The following is a 16,963-nucleotide window of genomic DNA, read 5'->3' on the forward strand; positions in this document are numbered from 1 at the left end:
TTCAGACGTTCGGAAAGGCAATACTTACCGGCGGGGCGTATTATAGCGAAAGCGCCTCAGGAATACTCTTGTCTGACATCAAATCAGTGGCAATGAAATTACCAAACGGTAACCCCACACCACCACCCAAAACCGAGTCACCGGTGCCGATCGCTCAGCGGCCAGCCAGCGGACAACCTTCGGCGGTACTGGACGCGGCCTCTGCCCGTGTGCAGCTCGACCAGCTCAAGCTTGCCAATCGCGAGGCAACACTCGCTCGGGTGGCAGACGTGATCAACCGACAATCCTCTGCCGGCGCGCAGTTGTTGCTGGAAGTTCGCGGCCAGTCGCTGACCGTTCAGGCGGCTATTGGAGACACATCCCTGGAAACCGGTGACTGGGTCAAGATCATGCGCGCGGGCAATGAACTGCAACTGATGGGGAAGCTGGCCCAGGCGCCGGAAACCACGATCTCCCGGGCGCTGGCGCAGCGCCTGCCCTGGCAACAGTCCGTTGATGCCGGCCTTGCCAGAATTCTGACAACGCTGACCGGCGGTGCGAGACCCGACAGCGTTGCGCCCACTGGAACCCCCATCAACAATCCACCACAGCCACTTCCCCAACCGGTGAGGCAGGCTATTGAACAACTGATATCACGGCTGCCGTCCAGCCAGTCACTGACGCCAGGTGCCGGAACTCAACCCGGTGCGGCCGGCCAGTTGCGGCAGTGGGTCGAGGAAAGCGGGTTGTTCGCCGAATCGCGGCTGGCGAGGGCGCCCCAGGCCGCCCTACCCGATCTCAAGCTGGCTATCGGCCGGGTGATTACCGCCTTGCTCGCACAACAGGGGAGCGGCCCCGACGCCTTCAACCGCTTTACACCGCTGGCAAGTCCGGAACTGGTGCAGGCACCGCTTCAGTTCCCCAATACGTTTCCACCTCCGCCACCACAGGGGTCTGCCGAACCCACAGCTGGGCAAATGCTCAGGCTGCTGGCTGGCATGCTCAATCGTATTACCGTGAATCAGTTACACAGCCAGATACTCTCCACACGGACCACCGCCGAGGCGCCAACACCGGTATCAACCATGCTGCTTGAGCTCCCCTGGCTGAACCCCAACAACGAACCACGGATCGCCCAGTTGCGAATCGAACAGGATCCGGCAGACAGCGGCCAGAAAACCTCTGGCACCCCCCGGGCAACGGAATGGCGTCTTTCACTGGCCATGGATCTGGATGAGGCCGGGCCTTTGCATTTTGATGTATCGCTGCGGCAGGATCAGGTGTCTGCGCAGGTGTGGGCGGAGAAGCAGTCCACGCTGCGTCAGGTGCGGGAAGATCTGCCGCAATTACGAAAGGGCCTTTCGGATATCGGCCTGGATGTGGTGGACCTGGAGTGCCGGAGAGGGACACCAAGGGGTGCAAACACCCGTCTTGAGCACCGGCTGGTGGACACGCGGGTATGAGAAAAGATCATCAAAACACAGATTCACCGGCGGCGGTGGCACTGAAATACGATGGCGAACGGGCTCCAGTCATTGCGGCGAGCGGTACCCACGAACTGGCGGAGGAAATCATCCGCATTGCCCGTGAGCATAATGTGCCGCTGTACGAAAATCCGGAGCTGGCCAGCATACTGGCGCGACTGGAACTGAACGACGAAATCCCGGAGACACTCTACCGGGTGGTGGCTGAAATTCTTGCCTTTGCCTTCAATCTTCAGGGCCGTACGCCAGAGGACGCCGGACGGCCCCGTGAAGATTAGACAGATAAACCCTTAGGTCAGGCCGCCTGGCGCTTGCGGAGCGCTGATACCAGTTCGGCTTCCGGCCGTGAAATGCCACAGGTATTCATCAGGTCGTCGATATCCGCCCCCAGGTCCACTAACCTTGAGGCCTCATCGTAGGAAATCCTTAACGGATCGTTCTGGCGCATTTCGTCAAGCATACCGCGCAATTCATGAAGCTGGCGCTCGCAGGTGACCACTCGCTGCCCAACCCCCATACTGCCACTGGCTGTTGCGTGGAGCTCGCGGCCAAGGGTTTCGCAGCGCTCTTTCATTTGCTCCCGAAGTTTTCGGTTTTCACGGCGTAGCATCATACCCTGGGCGAACAGTAGGCACAGGGCAGCGGCTGTCAGAAGCCACGGGGCCAGGGAAGAGATTTCTGCAAACATGATGGACGTCCTCGGTTAGTTGAAACCACGGGGCGTCCATCCAGCCTGCTGTCCGGCCAAAGCCGGCATTACAGTGAGGAGATTTCAGCCCATTCGTGGTCTGACAACATCTTGTCGAACTCGACCAATATGATCAGTTCGCCGTTCTTGTTACACACCCCCTGGATGAACTTGGCGCTTTCCTCGTTCCCCACATTGGGCGCGGTCTCAATTTCACTGGCTTTCAGGTACACCACCTCGGCAACCGAATCCACCAGGATACCCATCACCTGGTTGGACGACTCCATGACCACAATGCGTGTCGCGTCAGTGACTTCCGCATCCGCCAGGCCAAAGCGACGGCGGGTGTCGATAACGGTGACCACATTGCCCCGCAGGTTGATGATGCCCAGAACGTAATCCGGGGCACCTGGAACCGGCGCAATCTCGGTGTATCGCAACACTTCCTGAATCTGCATGACGTCAATGCCATAGGTTTCGTCATCCAGCCTGAAGGTCACGTACTGCAGTACCTGATCATCCTGGGCCTGATTTTGCTGTCCGCTCGGGGATGCCATAGCCTTGTATCTCCTGTTCGGCTGCCCGGCGGGCAGCCTGATCGTCAAAAATTCATCATCAGTGCCCAATACTATAGTTCAGGGCACAAACCGTGCCAGCAGAGCACGGTTTCATTCGGTAACCGGAAATTGCTAACTCAGGTCGAGGTGGTGTTCCCGCTCAGCCCGGACCAGCAAGTCCGCCATGGTTTTAACATCAATCAGTGCGCACATGTGGTCGATGACCGTGCCCGCCAGCCAAGGTCGCTTGCTGCGGGCCGTCCGCCAGCGTACTTCATCCGGTTTCAGGGTAAACGACTGCGCGACATCGTCACAGGCCAACCCCCACTCACTGCTGTCCAGCCGGATCACGAAGCGATAGTTGTCCCGTGCGTCCTCCGGTGCCCGGCCCGCCATAATCCATTCCGCCGTATCCACCACTCTGAGATTACGTTCCCGGTCCGGGCGCATGCCCATATACCAGCGGGGGCTGCCGGGGATCGGCTTCACCGGCTCTTCTATTCGATGAATGGCGCCGAGCAGTATCAACGGCACCGCCAACTGCAGCCCTGCCACCGTGAAGATCAGGCATTCGAACGGTTTGTCTGACCATTCCGGCCGCCCCGGGGGCTCCACCTCAGGAGGCGACGGAATATCGGCGGCCTGTTTGTGCTCAACCGGGGGCGACTCCACCTCCGGTGCTTTTTCCGCCACCGGGGCCGGTGTTACCGGCTTTTGCAACTCAGACTTCGCCTCCGCGACCGGACGGGCCACAATGGGCGCAGGCTTCGGCGCGATGCGAGTGCGTTCACGAGCCACCGGTTTTGGCGGTTCCGGTTCCTCACGCAGAGCGCTATCTGTCGCCGTATGCAGCAGTTCGTCCAGATAGCTGGCAATGGCGGAGCCAGGGTCCGCCACCTGTGTCATTTTTTTGTCAGCCATGCCGACGCTCCGCCACCGAGCGTGTTATTTCCTGTAGATCACTCAGCAGGCGGGCATATCCCCGAACACCATGGGTTTCAGCATCCATGGATGATGGGGTAATCCCGGCCTGGCTGGCATCGCGGAACTTGGTGTCCACTGGAATGGCGAAGCGCCATAGCGTATCGCTGTGGGTCTTTCTCAACTGGTTAAGACTTTTTACCGATGCCTGCGTTCGCCGGTCAAACAGCGTCGGTACAATGGTGTAGGAAAGCTGGTTCTTCTGGGAGCGCATGATCATGGTGAGCGTGTGCAGCATTCGCTCAAGGCCTTTGATGGCAAGAAACTCGGTCTGAACCGGAATGATCAGGTGTTGTGCGGCGGCAAGCGCGTTCACCATCAGCACGCCGAGCGATGGGGTGTTGTCCAGCAGGACGTAGTCGAAATCGTCCCACAACTGGGTCAGGGCCCGGGATACAATCAGTCCCATGCCTTCAACACCGACCATTCTCCGTTCGAGAGTTGCCAGCGCTGTGCTGGCCGGCAACAGGGATAGCCCCGGACAGCTGGTTTCGGTAATCAACTGGGCCGGCAAACCATCCGGTACTTTACCCTGGTGCTGGAACAGATCGAACACACTGTGGGCAATGGTATCCGGGTCGTACCCGAACCAGCTGGTCAATGATCCGTGAGGGTCCAGGTCGACCACCAGAACGCGCTTGCCGCTCTCGGCCAAGAGGCCACCCAGGGCGACAACCGATGTGGTTTTGCCCACACCGCCTTTTTGATTGGCTACTGCCCAGATGCGCACGCTGTGCACTCCATATCCGTCACCAAATTCATCGCCAACCTCGTCACCACACTGATTCTCCAGAAATACCCGTTCCGGAAACGTCGCACGCATAACGAGTTATCGGCCACGATCCGTTCAACTTGAAAACAATCCGGCAAGCGCTTGCCGGGATCTAAAGATGTACAGACGTTAATACAGATATTGTGCCAACTCGCCTATAGGCACCTTCCGCCATGACTCCGCAACGTGATGATCAGAAAGGTGTTATCGCATCGCGCCACGGATACTGGCGTCGCGGGAGATCAGCAGGACCACGCGTCGATTGCGACGGCGGCCTTCCTCGGTATCGTTGCGGGCCACCGGTTGGTGCTCACCGTAACCAACAGCGGCCAGCCGTTCGGCCTCAACACCCTCCATCGACAACATGCGCACAACCGCCGCTGATCGCGCAGCGGACAGCTCCCAGTTGGAGGGGAAGGCACCGGTGTTTATCGGGCGGTTATCCGTGAAGCCCTCAACCCGGATCGCGTTATCCCGGTTGCGGAGTACAGCAGCGATTTTCTCCACCACGTCGAAGGCATCGTAATGGGGCTCGGCATCACCACTACCAAATAGCAGGCTGTTGCGGAGACTGAGCTCCAACCACTCGTCGCTGGTTTCCAGTGTAACCACACCCTGATTGATCAGTTCGTCAAACTCCAAAGCCAACTGGTCCGCCATGGCACGCAGCGCCTCGGTGCGCCCTTCTGCACTCATGGAGGGATTTTGCGGAGCTTCGGTCACCGGCGGGTTAATCACATCCTCGGCCGCCTGCGGCGTCGAACGTCGAGGCTGATCACCCACTTCGATAGGCTGAAAGGAGCGCTGGGGGGCATTGAAGACGCCAGTCAGAGTTTCAGAGAGCACCTTGTACTTGCCCTCGTTCACCGACGACACGGAATACATCACGACAAAGAACGCGAACAACAAGGTGATGAAGTCGGCGTAGGAAATCAGCCAGCGTTCCTTGTTGTGAAGATCGTCATCCTGCTGCCTGCGTCGTCTCATCAGCTTACCCCTCAGCCAGGTGCCGGCACTACAGGAAGCCCCGCAGGCGCAGCTCGATGGATTTAGGGTTCTCGCCATCGGCAATGGCGATGATGCCGTCGATCATCATGTCTTCATAACGGGTGCGTTCCCGCAGAATGCCTCGCAACTTGTTGGCAACCGGGAAGAACAGCAGGTTCGCCAGAGCAACACCGTAGATGGTGGCCACGAACGCAGTGGCGATACCGCTGCCAAGTGACTGGGGGTCTTCGAGGTTGGTCATCACCTGAATAAGCCCCATCACCGCGCCAATGATGCCAATGGTCGGCGAATAGCCACCCATGGCCTCAAACACCCGGGCGGACTCCAGATCCCGCTGTTCACGGGACTCCAGGTCCACCTCCATAATGCTACGGATGGTTTCTGTCTCAGCGCCGTCCACCAGCAGTTGCAGCCCTTTACGGGCAAAGCGCTCAGATTCCTTCTCAGCCAACCCTTCCAGCCCCAGCAAACCCTGCTTACGGGCCTTGACGCTCCAGTCGATGACTTTGCCGATACCATCTTCCAGGCTGATGTAGGGGGGAAAGAACACCCAGCGCACCTGGGAAAAGGCCCGCTTTAACAGCGGCCAGGAGGTCTGGAGAATAGTGGCTGCAAGCGTACCACCAATCACGATCAGCGCGGCCGGGCCATTGAACAGCGAGCTGATGGCGCCACCTTCCAGCAGGTTTCCACCGAGAATCGCCACAAAGGCAAGAATGACGCCCAGCAGGCTGAGAATATCCATCAGCTCACCCCATCCGCCAGGCGGGGACCAATGTCATCGAGCGCAAGGATTTCGTCAGACAACCCGGCCTTGGCCACGGCCATGGGCATACCGTAGATCACCGAGGTTTTTTCGTCCTGGGACCAGATATCGGAGCCTGACTGCTTCATCAGGCGACAGCCTTCCTTTCCATCCGAGCCCATACCCGTCAGGATCAGGCCCAGGGTCTTGCCGGGAAAACTCCTGGCCAGGGAGCCGAACGTCACATCCACACAGGGCTTGTAGTTAAGCCGGTCATCTCCGGGAAGAATCCTGACCCTGCCCTGGCCACCCCGGTTTTCAATCATCATCTGCTTGCCCCCGGGGGCAAGCAACGCAACGCCCGGCTTCAGCATTTCGCCGTCTTCAGCCTGGCGTACCTGAATCTGGCACAGCTTGTTCAGGCGCTCGGCAAACGCCGGGGTAAAACTGGCCGGCATATGCTGAACGAGCACCACAGGCGCGGGAAACCCGGCCGGTAACGCCATTAGTACACGTTGCAAGGCCACCGGGCCGCCGGTGGACGTGCCGATGGCAACCACACTGTAGTGTTTCGCAGGCCCGCGGCGAATCGAACGACGGGCCGGTGCTTCAGGCTCTGGGGCGCTGGGGCGAGAGGACCTGTCCGATACCGCCGGCCGCTCGGGCACGCTGCGCCTTGCCGGTGCAGGGCTACGGGGCGAAGGCGGCGGAGCGGTGGGAGGCGGCGCCGACGGTTTCGCACCAGGGCGACTGCCAGCGACATCCAGTACACGCTCAATGAGTATTTTTTGAAGCTGACTGGAATCCCGGGCAATTTCCTCAAAATTCTTGGGCAGGAAATCAACGGCACCTGCCTCAAGGGCATCCAGGGTCACCCGGGCACCCTCGTAGGTGAGAGAGGAGAACATCAATACCGGCGCCGGCTGTCGCTTCATGATCTCACGGACGGCGCTGATACCGTCCATGACGGGCATCTCGTAGTCCATGGTGATGACGTCAGGCCTCAGCTTTTCAGCCAGCTCGACACCTTCGCGCCCATTGGTGGCCACGCCAACCACCTTGATCTGACCGGAAGCGGTCAGGATTTCCGTCAGTCGCTTGCGGAAAAAACCTGAATCATCAACGACCAGGACAGAAACCGTCATCCATTTCTCCTAAACCTGGGCCCGCCGCAACGTTATTTGCCGTAGTTTTGCAGCAGGCTCGGAACATCAATAATGAGTGCAATACGACCGTCGCCAGTGATGGTCGCACCCGCCATACCCGGCGTTCCCTGAAGGGCCCGGCCCAGGGGCTTGATCACCACCTCTTCCTGCCCGATCAGCTGATCCACCACAAAACCGACGCGCCGCGTTCCCATCGCCACGATAACCACGTGGGCGTTTTCTGGTTCCGGCTGCCCAGCGGCGCCTTTGACCAGCCATCGCTTGATGTGGAACAACGGGAAGACTTTGTCTCGAACCACGATGCATTCACGGCCATCCACAATGTTCTTCTTGCTGAGGTCCAGATGGAAAATCTCGACCACGTTCACCAGTGGCAGCGCGAAGGATTGGTCGCCAAGCATGATCATCAGGGTAGGCATGATGGCCAGGGTCAGCGGCACCTTGATGACGATGCGAGACCCTTTGCCCAGCTCCGACTCGACGCTCAGCTGCCCGTTGAGCTGACTGATCTTGGTTTTCACCACGTCCATGCCAACGCCACGACCGGACACATCCGATATTTGATCCTTGGTGGAGAACCCGGCGGAGAAAATCAGGTTGTAGCACTCGGTGTTGGTCAGTCGGTCAGCGGCATCCTGTTCGTAGATGCCCTTTTCGACCGCTTTTCGGCGCAGTACATCCGGATCCATACCAGCACCGTCGTCTTCGATGGACAACAGGATGTGGTCGCCTTCCTGCTCAGCCGACAGCGTCACACGACCCTGACGAGGCTTGCCCGCCTTTTCACGAATATCGGGTGCCTCTATACCGTGATCAACCGAGTTGCGAACAAGATGGACCAGAGGATCGGACAGCGCCTCGACCAGGTTTTTGTCCAGGTCGGTCTCTTCGCCGTGCATCTCAAGGTTGATTTCTTTCTTCAGGCTGCGTGCCAGGTCGCGAACCACCCGCGGGAAGCGGCCAAATACTTTCTTGATGGGCTGCATCCGCGTTGCCATCACCGCTGACTGAAGATCGGTGGTCACCACGTCCAGGTTGGAGACGGCTTTGTGCATATGCTCGTCTTCACTCTGGGCGCCCAGACGCTGCAACCGGTTACGCACCAACACCAGTTCACCCACCATGTTCATGATGTCGTCCAGGCGCTTGGTATCCACCCGCACCGAAGTTTCAGCCACTGGTGCATTCGCATCCCGTGCCGGCATCGCGGGCGTTACGCCTGCCTTGCCATTATCCGCAGGCGCTTTTTCGGGCTTACCAGTCGGTTGCGCGGGCTTGTCAGCCTTGGCACTGGGAGACGTGGCCGACGGCTGCTTTGCAGCAGGCCCAGGGGCCGGCTTGGCAGTTTCTGCCGTAGGGCTACCACCCTTGCCGTGCAGGTCATCCAGCAACTTTTCGAACTCGTCGTCCGAAATCAGGTCGTCGCCACCCTTGCTGTCACTGGCCTCATCACTGGTAACCTTGTCGCCCGAGGCATCCTGGCTGTCAGGGGCTGTCTTGCCGGTTTCAGGCGGGCCTGAGAACTGTCCCTTGCCATGCAATTGGTCCAGCAGGGCCTCGAATTCATCATCGGAGATGTCGTCTCCGCTCCCTCCGTCACCGCCTGAAAATTCATTGCCGTCGTCACTGGAAACCGGAGCGCTGGTCTTTTCCTCTTCCAGGGCATCCAGCAACCGCTCGAATTCGTCGTCGGTAATATCACCGCCATCGTCTCCAGAACTGGCTTCATTGCTCTCGTTCTGTTCTTCGCGAGCGACCGCTGCGTTTGCTGGCGACGACTCCCCTGCCGGCTGCGCCAATGCGTCCAGAGCGGCAATCAGTTCCTCGGGAGCTGGCGTCGGTTCCTCGTGGTGGCGAACCTGTTCAAACATGGCATTGACGTGATCCAGGGCTTCCAGCACCACGTCCATCAGTTCCGAGTCTACCTTGCGCTTATGGTTGCGCAGTATATCGAAGACGTTCTCCGCGGAATGACAGCAGTTCACCAGGGCATCGAGTTGCAGAAACCCAGCGCCGCCTTTTACGGTGTGAAAGCCTCGGAAGATGGCGTTGAGCAGATCGCTGTCGTCCGGGTTTTGTTCCAGGTCGACCAGTTGCTCCGACAGCTTTTCGAGTATCTCGCCTGCCTCAACAAGGAAGTCCTGCAGGATCTCTTCATCGGCATCAAGCGCCATGCGTTACCCTCTCTTACTCAGAAACCGAGACTGGACAGAAGATCATCAACATCGTCCTGTCCCGATACTACGTCTTCGCGTTCTTCGGCCTTGATCTGTGGACCAACACCCTGTTCCGCCGATATCTTTTCCCGCTCTTCCAGTTCATGCACGGTGCCGGTCATCTGGTCCACATGACTCGCCATCACTACCAGGCTCAACAGATGCTCTTCCACCTCTTTAACCAGAGTGGTGACCTTTTGGATCACCTGCCCAGTGAGGTCCTGGAAATCCTGGGCCAGAAGAATTTCCGACAAGTTGTCGTACATCGCCCCGGCATCGGTATTCAGGGTCACGAAAAACGTGTCGATACGGGCATAGAGCTCACGAAATTCAGCCGGCGCCATCTCGCGGCGACGCAGTTTCTGCCACTGGTCTCTCAGCTCGGCGGCCTCGTCGCGGAGGGCGCTGGCCTTGGGCATAGCCTCCTCAACCAGATCCATGGTCCGATTGGCCGCTTTACCGGTCATCTGAACCACGTACTCAAGGCGATCCGACGCATCGGTCATCTTCGACAGAGCTTCTGACTGTTCGGCGTTACGGGGATCGATCTGGAAATTGCGGATCGCCTCGTGGAGGCTGCGGGTCAAGCGGCCGACTTCCCGATACAGGCTCTGGTCCCTCACCTCGCTCAATTCATTGATCAGCGTCATCGCGCGGCCATAGTCCCCGGCGTTGACCTGTTCAACCAACTCGGCCGCCTGGCTGCGGAGTTTCTCCGTGACCTCCGGGTCGAGCCCCTGTGGGTCTTTTTTTCTATTGCTCATGGGAGCCGTCCGACCTCTGAATTACTGGATGCGTTCGAAGATCTTCTCAATCTTCTCCTTGAGTACGGCTGCCGTGAAGGGCTTGACCACGTAGCCGTTCACACCGGCCTGCGCAGCAGCGACAATCTGGTCGCGCTTCGCCTCGGCGGTCACCATGAGCACAGGCAGGGTTTTCAGGCTGTCATCGGCACGGACTTCCTTGAGCAGATCGAGTCCGGACATCCCTGGCATATTCCAGTCGGTTACCAGAAAATCGTATTTGCCGCTCCTGAGCATAGGCAGTGCTGTATTGCCGTCGTCTGCTTCGTCAGTGTTTGTAAAACCGAGATCGCGAAGCAGGTTCTTAATGATCCGTCGCATTGTGGAGAAGTCATCCACAATCAGGATTTTCATGTTCTTGTCCAATGGGACCTCCAGTTAAAAACGCCCGGAATTCGTTTTTGGCTTCCGGCTCACAGTCTAGCAGGCCGGTAGTTTAACCGCTTATTGTGTGGCCTTTGAGCCGGTTGTAAAGCACCGGTTACCAAAAGGCTACAGTAAAGAATGCCTGGTAACGCCGTTCAATGGGACTGGCGGCCTGTTCAGCTCTGCCAACCAGTAAGACGCCCCCGCAGACGGAGCGCGGCCTGGCTGTGAATCTGGCTGACCCGGCTTTCACTGACACCCAACACAGCACCAATTTCCTTCAGGTTCAATTCTTCCTGATAGTAAAGGCTGAGCACCAGCTTTTCTCGCTCGGGCAGGTCACCAATCGCAGCTGCCAGGCTCTTCCGGAAGTTGTCGGACGCCAAGCCATCCAACGGGTTATCACTGTCCTCTGTTTCTTCTATCGGCAGCTCGCCGGATTCATTGAGCTCATCCAGGCTAAAAAGTCGGCCACTGTTAGCATCGCTCAGGGAGGAATAGTATTCGTCGAGGTCCAGCCCCAGCTCCTCGGCTACTTCCGAGTCTTGAGCTTCCCGACCCAGGCGGTCCTCGACAGCCTTGATGGCTTTGGCAATGCGGCGGGAGTTCCTGTGGACGGATCGGGGTACCCAGTCACCTTTGCGAATTTCATCTACCATGGCTCCGCGAATCCGGATCCCGGCGTATGTCTCAAAGGTAGCCCCCTTGTCGGAACTGTATCGCTGTGCAGCTTCCAACAAGCCAATCATGCCTGCCTGCATAAGGTCATCCAGTTGGACAGATGCCGGCAGCCGCGCCATGAGGTGAAGCGCTATTTTTTTGACCAGCGGGGCCTGCTCCTCAACGAGCTGGGAAGGTCCTCGTGTACCCGTCCGGTTGTAGGTTCCAAGTTCTTTCGCCAATGTCATGTATCCGGCTATTCAGTGACAGGATCAAAATCAGACTTCGACGAGCCGCTCCACAAAGAATTCCAGATGTCCCCGGGGCGATGATGGCAGCGGCCAGCTATCCACTTTCTCCGCGAGGCTCTTGATCGCCAACGATGCTTTTGCCCGCGGATAGGCGTCCAGCACGGCACGCTGGCGCTGTACCGCTTTTTTTACGGCCTCGTCATACGGCACCATACCCACATATTGTAGTGCCACATCAAGAAAGCGCTCGGTAACCCGGGTCAGTTTTTCAAACAGATGGCGACCTTCCTGCTCATTCCTGACCTGATTGGCCAGTATACGGAAGCGGTTGGTGCCGTAATCCCGGTTCATAAGCTTTATAAGGGCGTAGGCATCGGTGATAGAGGTAGGTTCATCACAGACAACCAGTAATAGTTCCTGTGAGGCTCGGAGGAAACTGACCACCGATTCGGAAATACCCGCAGCGGTATCAACGATCAGCACATCGATCTGGTCACCCAGTTCGCTGAACGCGTTGATCAGGCCAGCGTGCTCCAGATTGGAAAGCTGGGTCATGCGTTGGGTACCTGAGGACGCGGGCACGATTTTGATGCCACCGGGGCCGTTGACCAACACATCCCGAAGGTCACATTCCCCGGCGATGACGTCCTGGATATTACGATTGGCGGTAATGCCAAGCAGAACGTCAATGTTGGCAAGGCCCAGGTCGGCATCGAGCAGCACCACCCGCCGTCCCATTTGTGCTAGGGCGATGCCAAGGTTCACTGATACGTTGCTCTTGCCAACGCCCCCTTTCCCGCCGGAAACGGCAATCACCTGTACCGGATGTGGTTTGCTCATACTGACTCTGATCTCTTGCCGCGTTTAACCGCAGGCTGTGTTGTTTTTAAACAGCGACTGCCTGTTGCTGCTGGAGTTTCTTCAGCCTCTCCACGGCCAACCGCACCAGCGGAATGGACTCAGCGTGGTGCAGGTCTTCCGGGATTTTCTGCCCGTCGGTGTAATACGCCACCGGCAATCCCGTTTCCATGACGAATCCCAGCGATTCACCCAGGGTCAGTGCTTCATCGATTTTGGTCATCACACAACCCGTAAGATTTGCCATCTTATAGCAATGCCAAACGGATTTCATGATGCGCGGCTGACTGGTTGCCGAAACCACCAGATGGGTTCGAATCCGATGGTGACTGCGAGCCAGCTCCATAAGCTGCTCCTCGTAGCCCTTGTCGGTGCTGGTCAGGCCAGCGGTATCAATCAACACCAGGTGCCGGTCCGACAGTTCGTCCAGTATGTCGTCCAGGGAATGGGTTTCGTCCACAACCCGAACTGGAACGTTCAGTATGCGCCCGAATACAAATAGTTGCTCATGGGCCGCGACCCGATAGCGATCGGTGGTGACCAGCGCCAGAGAGTCGGCACCGTGGCGCAGCACATAGTGCGCGGCCAGCTTGCCGATGGTCGTCGTCTTGCCGGACCCGGTTGGGCCCACCAGGGCGTAGACACCGCCCTCATCCGCCCATTCAGTACGCGCGGTCTTCACACCGGCGGCCAGCATTTTCAGAGACTGCTTCCAGCCATCCTCAAGCCGGCCTGCGCGGTGGCGCCGGGACAGAGAGTTGGCGAGCTCCAGCCCGAGACCAAACTCCTGCAACCTCTCAGACAGCCTCTGCTGTACTGCGTTCACCGCTGTTTGTTCGGGTTCACCGCCATTCCGGGCACTGACCAGGTCACGAAGGGAACTGATCTCCGCACGCATTTGCGCCAGTTCTCCGGAATAGGCAGCGCTGGCAGCGGTAGGCTCTTCAACCACCATGTCATCGTCGGCCAGCGATTCTTTCGACAAGCCAGCGTGACCGAAGTCCCCACCCGCAACCGCAACCGCATTACCATAGGTCGCGCGCTTTTCCCGCACTTCCCGAATACGATCGCGAGAGCGGCCGAGTTCGTCCTCCAGGCGGCGATGCTGTTCCGCCTGCATTTCGGCTAGCCGTGAGCCATTGGTGGCTTCCCGCGCAGCGTCACCGAGGCGTTGGCGCGCCATATTTTCGTCATAATCGAGCGCTGTCACAATTTCGACGCCACCATCCACACGACGATTGGAAAGGATTACGGCATCGGGACCCATCTGATCCCGCACCTGACGCAGTGCCTCTGCCATGCTTTGGGCAAAAAACCGCTTAACTTTCATAATGATGCTTCCTCCCCGGTCAGCGCTTTCCAGCGCCTTCCGCCTTTCCAGCCGCGGCCTTTACTGACCGACGGATGCGACAATAGTGATCTGTTTGTTATCCGGAATTTCCTGGTACGACAGTACATGCAGACGCTCTACTCCGTAGCTGGCAAACTTCGCCAGTACCGGGCGCAAGGGCCCTGAAACCAATAGAATCGCCGGCTTGCCCAACATCTCCTGGCGCTGAACGCTGTCCTGGAGCGACCTCTGAAGCTTCTCAACCATATTTGGCTCCAGCACCAGCCCGATGTCTTCCTGACCGCCGGATTGTTGACTCTGCTGCATGGACTTCAGCAATAACTGTTCCAAGTCTGGATCCAGAGTGATCACCGGGATCTCTGTGTCGTTGCCACAGATACTCTGGACAATCATCCGGCGCAGTGACTGGCGGGCAACCGTGGTCAGCAGCTTCGGGTCCTGGCTCTTCGGATGAACGTTCACGATCGCTTCGGCAATAGAGCGCATGTCACGGATCGGCACTTCCTCTTTCAGCAGGTTCTGCAGCACCTTCAGCAGCAGGCTGATGGAAATGGTGGTGGGTACCAGTTCTTCCGCCAGCTTTGGAGATACTTTCTCGAGCTGTTCCAGCCACTTCTGGACTTCCTCATGGCCAAGCAGTTCGTGGGCGTGTTTCTGGAGGATCTGGTTGAGGTGTGTTGCCACTACGGTACTGGCGTCCACGACGGTATAACCGAGGGTCTGTGCCTGGTCTTTCTTGTCCGGTTCGATCCAACTGGCGTCCAGGCCAAAGGCGGGGTCTTTGCCCTCTATCCCCTCGATCTTGCCGAACACCTGACCTGGGTCTATCGCCAGTTCACGGTCCGGATGGATTTCTGCCTCGGCAATGGTCACCCCCATCAGGGTGATGCGATAAACATTGGGCATCAGGTCGAGGTTGTCGCGAATATGGACCGAAGGCATCAGGAAGCCCAGATCCTGTGAGAGCTTTTTGCGAACGCCCTTGATGCGGCTGAGAAGCTGACCACCCTGGGACTTATCCACCAGGGGAATCAGGCGATAGCCCACCTCCAGGCCCACGACATCCACGGTGGCCACATCGTCCCAACCGAGTTCCCGGGTTTCCCCCGGCGGCGGCAGCTGGGCACTGTGTTCACCGCCCTCACCACCGGGCGGCAGGTCGCGCCCCGGGCCTGCCGGACGGGCACCACCGCCCCGGACCGGGAACACACCATCTTCCTCAACGGTCTGGCGCTCCTGTTGCCATATGTACCAGGCAATACCACCGGCAATCGCGCCCAGACCAAGGAATGCCACGTGCGGCATGCCAGGAATCAGGCCAAGGATGATGAGGATAACGGCAGCGATACCCAGCGCCTTGGGAGCGTTGAACATTTGTTGCAGTATCTGCCCGCCCATGTCCTGGCTGGACGTTACCCGGGTAACCATGATCGCTGCAGACGTCGACAGCAGCAGTGACGGAATCTGTGCCACTAGGCCGTCACCAATGGTCAGTAGTGCATAGTTCTGTGTAGCGGTACCAAAATCGAGACTGTGCTGAAGCATACCGATGGCAATGCCACCGATCAGGTTGATGGCCAGGATCAACAGGCCGGCAATGGCGTCGCCCTTGACAAATTTACTGGCGCCGTCCATGGAGCCGTAGAAATCGGCCTCCTGGGCGATTTCAGCCCGGCGATGCTTGGCTTCTTCCTGGTTGATAAGACCGGCATTAAGGTCGGCATCGATAGCCATCTGCTTACCCGGCATGGCATCCAGGGTGAAACGCGCGCTAACTTCCGACACCCGGCCGGCACCTTTGGTGACCACCAGGAAGTTGATGATCATGAGAATGGCGAAGACCACCAGGCCAACCGCGTAGTTACCGCCGATGAGGACCGCGCCGAACGATTCGATCACCTTACCGGCCGCATCACCGCCCTCATGGCCGTTGAGCAGAACAATCCGCGTGGAGGCAACGTTGAGCGCCAGCCTCAACAGTGTTGCCACCAACAAAACGGTCGGGAAGGAGGCAAACTCCATCGGCCGCAAGGCGTAGACACACACCAACAGGATCACGATCGACAAGGTGATGTTGAAGGTAAAGAAAACGTCCAGCATGAACGCCGGCATGGGCAGAATCATCATGCCCAGCAATCCCATCAACATCACGGGAATGCCGATATTACCCCGCGTCAGGGATTTGACATTATTGAGGACTAGCGCTCGGTCCATGCCGGGAAACTCTCCGATTGGCGGTTAACCGCAGGGGTGTGCGGGTCGTTTTTTTGACGCAGACGCATCGTTTGACGGGGTATTCGCAAGATCCGTACCACCCCTTACGGCTTTTCTTGTCACCGCGCCTGACGGACTCGGCAAGATACGGTATCCTTGCGCCATTTGCTGGCGTCTTTACTGCGCCCACAACCACATCATCGACCCAGACGCAAAGGTGAGCCCATGCCAATTCACGAGGTCAAGCACCCCCTTATCCGCCATAAACTCGGCCTGATGCGCCGCTCAGACATCAGCACCAAGAATTTCCGGGAGCTGGCTCAGGAAGTCGGTGCCCTGTTGACGTACGAGGCCACCAAAGACTTCTCGCTGCAGAAGAAAACTATTGAAGGCTGGGCGGGCCCGGTGGAAATTGAACAGATCCAGGGCAAGAAAATCACCATCGTGCCAATCCTGCGGGCCGGCCTCGGTATGCTGGACGGCGTGCTCACCCTGATTCCTGGTGCCCGGGTAAGCGTCGTGGGCCAGGTACGCAACGAGGAAACCCTGGAAGCCAGCACCTATCTTGAAAAGCTGGTAGGCGAACTGGATGAGCGCATGGCGATGATCATCGACCCCATGCTGGCCACCGGCGGTTCCATGATCTCTACCATCGACCTGCTGAAGAAAGCCGGTAGCAACGAGATCCGCGCCCTGGTTCTGGTTGCAGCGCCGGAAGGCGTGGAAAAGGTGCTGGAGAAACATCCAGATGTGTCGATCTACACCGCATCAATCGATGACAGGCTGAATGAAAAAGGCTACATCCTTCCGGGGCTTGGCGACGCCGGCGACAAAATCTTCGGCACCAAGCAGAAGGACGTTTAA

17 protein-coding genes are annotated in these 16,963 nt (G+C 58.3%); 3 read left to right on the forward strand and 14 right to left on the reverse strand.

All coding sequences use genetic code 11. From position 1 onward, the window contains the following. Positions 1-68 precede the first annotated feature (68 nt). Together B2590_RS05095 and B2590_RS05100 are read left to right on the forward strand one after the other, a co-directional pair. On the forward strand, positions 69-1,442 hold the full coding sequence (locus B2590_RS05095; protein WP_228209790.1) for a flagellar hook-length control protein FliK: 1,374 nt from the start codon (positions 69-71) through the stop codon (positions 1,440-1,442). After that, complete coding sequence (locus B2590_RS05100; protein ID WP_075194746.1) at positions 1,439-1,741, forward strand: EscU/YscU/HrcU family type III secretion system export apparatus switch protein; 303 nt, start codon at positions 1,439-1,441, stop codon at positions 1,739-1,741. The genes B2590_RS05095 and B2590_RS05100 overlap by 4 nt, the downstream gene beginning before the upstream one ends. Before the next feature lie 17 nt (positions 1,742-1,758). Here B2590_RS05100 and B2590_RS05105 read toward each other — a convergent pair whose 3' ends face one another. The 14 genes from B2590_RS05105 to flhA form a co-directional block, all read right to left on the reverse strand. Next, positions 1,759-2,151: a DUF2802 domain-containing protein gene (locus tag B2590_RS05105; RefSeq protein ID WP_007153947.1), complete on the reverse strand. Its 393-nt coding sequence runs from the start codon at positions 2,149-2,151 to the stop codon at positions 1,759-1,761. 68 nt (positions 2,152-2,219) lie between these two features. Then, positions 2,220-2,708, reverse strand: a complete 489-nt coding sequence (locus tag B2590_RS05110; RefSeq protein WP_007153948.1) for a chemotaxis protein CheW — start codon at positions 2,706-2,708, stop codon at positions 2,220-2,222. Positions 2,709-2,840: 132 nt separating this feature from the next. Continuing rightward, positions 2,841-3,629: a chemotaxis protein CheW gene (locus tag B2590_RS05115; RefSeq protein WP_286847878.1), complete on the reverse strand. Its 789-nt coding sequence runs from the start codon at positions 3,627-3,629 to the stop codon at positions 2,841-2,843. Further along, a complete protein-coding gene (locus tag B2590_RS05120; protein WP_041336586.1) occupies positions 3,622-4,419 on the reverse strand; it encodes a ParA family protein in 798 nt (265 codons plus the stop codon). The genes B2590_RS05115 and B2590_RS05120 overlap by 8 nt, the downstream gene beginning before the upstream one ends. A gap of 246 nt (positions 4,420-4,665) precedes the next feature. Beyond that, positions 4,666-5,448 (reverse strand): flagellar motor protein MotD, encoded by a 783-nt coding sequence (gene motD, locus B2590_RS05125; protein ID WP_036204881.1) that lies wholly within the window; start codon positions 5,446-5,448, stop codon positions 4,666-4,668. Positions 5,449-5,476: 28 nt separating this feature from the next. After that, complete coding sequence (locus tag B2590_RS05130) at positions 5,477-6,214, reverse strand: flagellar motor protein (protein ID WP_007153952.1); 738 nt, start codon at positions 6,212-6,214, stop codon at positions 5,477-5,479. Then, positions 6,214-7,359: a protein-glutamate methylesterase/protein-glutamine glutaminase gene (locus B2590_RS05135; protein WP_041333682.1), complete on the reverse strand. Its 1,146-nt coding sequence runs from the start codon at positions 7,357-7,359 to the stop codon at positions 6,214-6,216. The genes B2590_RS05130 and B2590_RS05135 overlap by 1 nt, the downstream gene beginning before the upstream one ends. Before the next feature lie 32 nt (positions 7,360-7,391). After that, entirely contained in the window at positions 7,392-9,554 is a 2,163-nt protein-coding gene (locus B2590_RS05140; RefSeq protein WP_085680038.1) for a chemotaxis protein CheA, read from the reverse strand. Positions 9,555-9,571: 17 nt separating this feature from the next. Continuing rightward, positions 9,572-10,360 (reverse strand): protein phosphatase CheZ, encoded by a 789-nt coding sequence (locus tag B2590_RS05145; protein ID WP_036204866.1) that lies wholly within the window; start codon positions 10,358-10,360, stop codon positions 9,572-9,574. Positions 10,361-10,381: 21 nt separating this feature from the next. After that, positions 10,382-10,765, reverse strand: a complete 384-nt coding sequence (gene cheY / locus B2590_RS05150) for a chemotaxis response regulator CheY (protein ID WP_036204864.1) — start codon at positions 10,763-10,765, stop codon at positions 10,382-10,384. Positions 10,766-10,941: 176 nt separating this feature from the next. Continuing rightward, positions 10,942-11,673, reverse strand: a complete 732-nt coding sequence (locus B2590_RS05155; RefSeq protein WP_036204862.1) for an RNA polymerase sigma factor FliA — start codon at positions 11,671-11,673, stop codon at positions 10,942-10,944. A gap of 30 nt (positions 11,674-11,703) precedes the next feature. Next, positions 11,704-12,516 (reverse strand): MinD/ParA family protein, encoded by an 813-nt coding sequence (locus B2590_RS05160; protein WP_036204860.1) that lies wholly within the window; start codon positions 12,514-12,516, stop codon positions 11,704-11,706. A 46-nt stretch (positions 12,517-12,562) separates the two neighbouring features. Continuing rightward, entirely contained in the window at positions 12,563-13,864 is a 1,302-nt protein-coding gene (gene flhF, locus B2590_RS05165) for a flagellar biosynthesis protein FlhF (RefSeq protein WP_041333680.1), read from the reverse strand. Positions 13,865-13,924: 60 nt separating this feature from the next. Further along, positions 13,925-16,099 carry a flagellar biosynthesis protein FlhA gene (gene flhA / locus B2590_RS05170; RefSeq protein WP_036204858.1) on the reverse strand — a complete coding sequence of 725 codons (2,175 nt, stop codon included), beginning with the start codon at positions 16,097-16,099 and terminating at the stop codon, positions 13,925-13,927. A 225-nt stretch (positions 16,100-16,324) separates the two neighbouring features. Between flhA and upp the strand changes: the two genes are divergently transcribed. After that, entirely contained in the window at positions 16,325-16,963 is a 639-nt protein-coding gene (upp, locus tag B2590_RS05175; RefSeq protein WP_036204856.1) for a uracil phosphoribosyltransferase, read from the forward strand.

It is taken from the genome of Marinobacter sp. UBA3604 (genome assembly GCF_002375325.1).
Lineage (GTDB): Bacteria > Pseudomonadota > Gammaproteobacteria > Pseudomonadales > Oleiphilaceae > Marinobacter > Marinobacter salarius.

Bases quoted from the DNA above. Each gene is read 5' to 3' on its own strand.
- B2590_RS05100 (WP_075194746.1), top strand. From the start codon at position 1,439: ATGAGAAAAGATCATCAAAACACAGATTCACCGGCGGCGGTGGCACTG.
- B2590_RS05105 (WP_007153947.1), bottom strand. From the start codon at position 2,151: ATGTTTGCAGAAATCTCTTCCCTGGCCCCGTGGCTTCTGACAGCCGCT.
- B2590_RS05110 (WP_007153948.1), bottom strand. From the start codon at position 2,708: ATGGCATCCCCGAGCGGACAGCAAAATCAGGCCCAGGATGATCAGGTA.
- B2590_RS05115 (WP_286847878.1), bottom strand. From the start codon at position 3,629: ATGGCTGACAAAAAAATGACACAGGTGGCGGACCCTGGCTCCGCCATT.
- motD (WP_036204881.1), bottom strand. From the start codon at position 5,448: ATGAGACGACGCAGGCAGCAGGATGACGATCTTCACAACAAGGAACGC.
- B2590_RS05130 (WP_007153952.1), bottom strand. From the start codon at position 6,214: ATGGATATTCTCAGCCTGCTGGGCGTCATTCTTGCCTTTGTGGCGATT.
- B2590_RS05135 (WP_041333682.1), bottom strand. From the start codon at position 7,359: ATGACGGTTTCTGTCCTGGTCGTTGATGATTCAGGTTTTTTCCGCAAG.
- B2590_RS05140 (WP_085680038.1), bottom strand. From the start codon at position 9,554: ATGGCGCTTGATGCCGATGAAGAGATCCTGCAGGACTTCCTTGTTGAG.
- B2590_RS05145 (WP_036204866.1), bottom strand. From the start codon at position 10,360: ATGAGCAATAGAAAAAAAGACCCACAGGGGCTCGACCCGGAGGTCACG.
- B2590_RS05155 (WP_036204862.1), bottom strand. From the start codon at position 11,673: ATGACATTGGCGAAAGAACTTGGAACCTACAACCGGACGGGTACACGA.
- B2590_RS05160 (WP_036204860.1), bottom strand. From the start codon at position 12,516: ATGAGCAAACCACATCCGGTACAGGTGATTGCCGTTTCCGGCGGGAAA.
- flhF (WP_041333680.1), bottom strand. From the start codon at position 13,864: ATGAAAGTTAAGCGGTTTTTTGCCCAAAGCATGGCAGAGGCACTGCGT.
- flhA (WP_036204858.1), bottom strand. From the start codon at position 16,099: ATGGACCGAGCGCTAGTCCTCAATAATGTCAAATCCCTGACGCGGGGT.
- upp (WP_036204856.1), top strand. From the start codon at position 16,325: ATGCCAATTCACGAGGTCAAGCACCCCCTTATCCGCCATAAACTCGGC.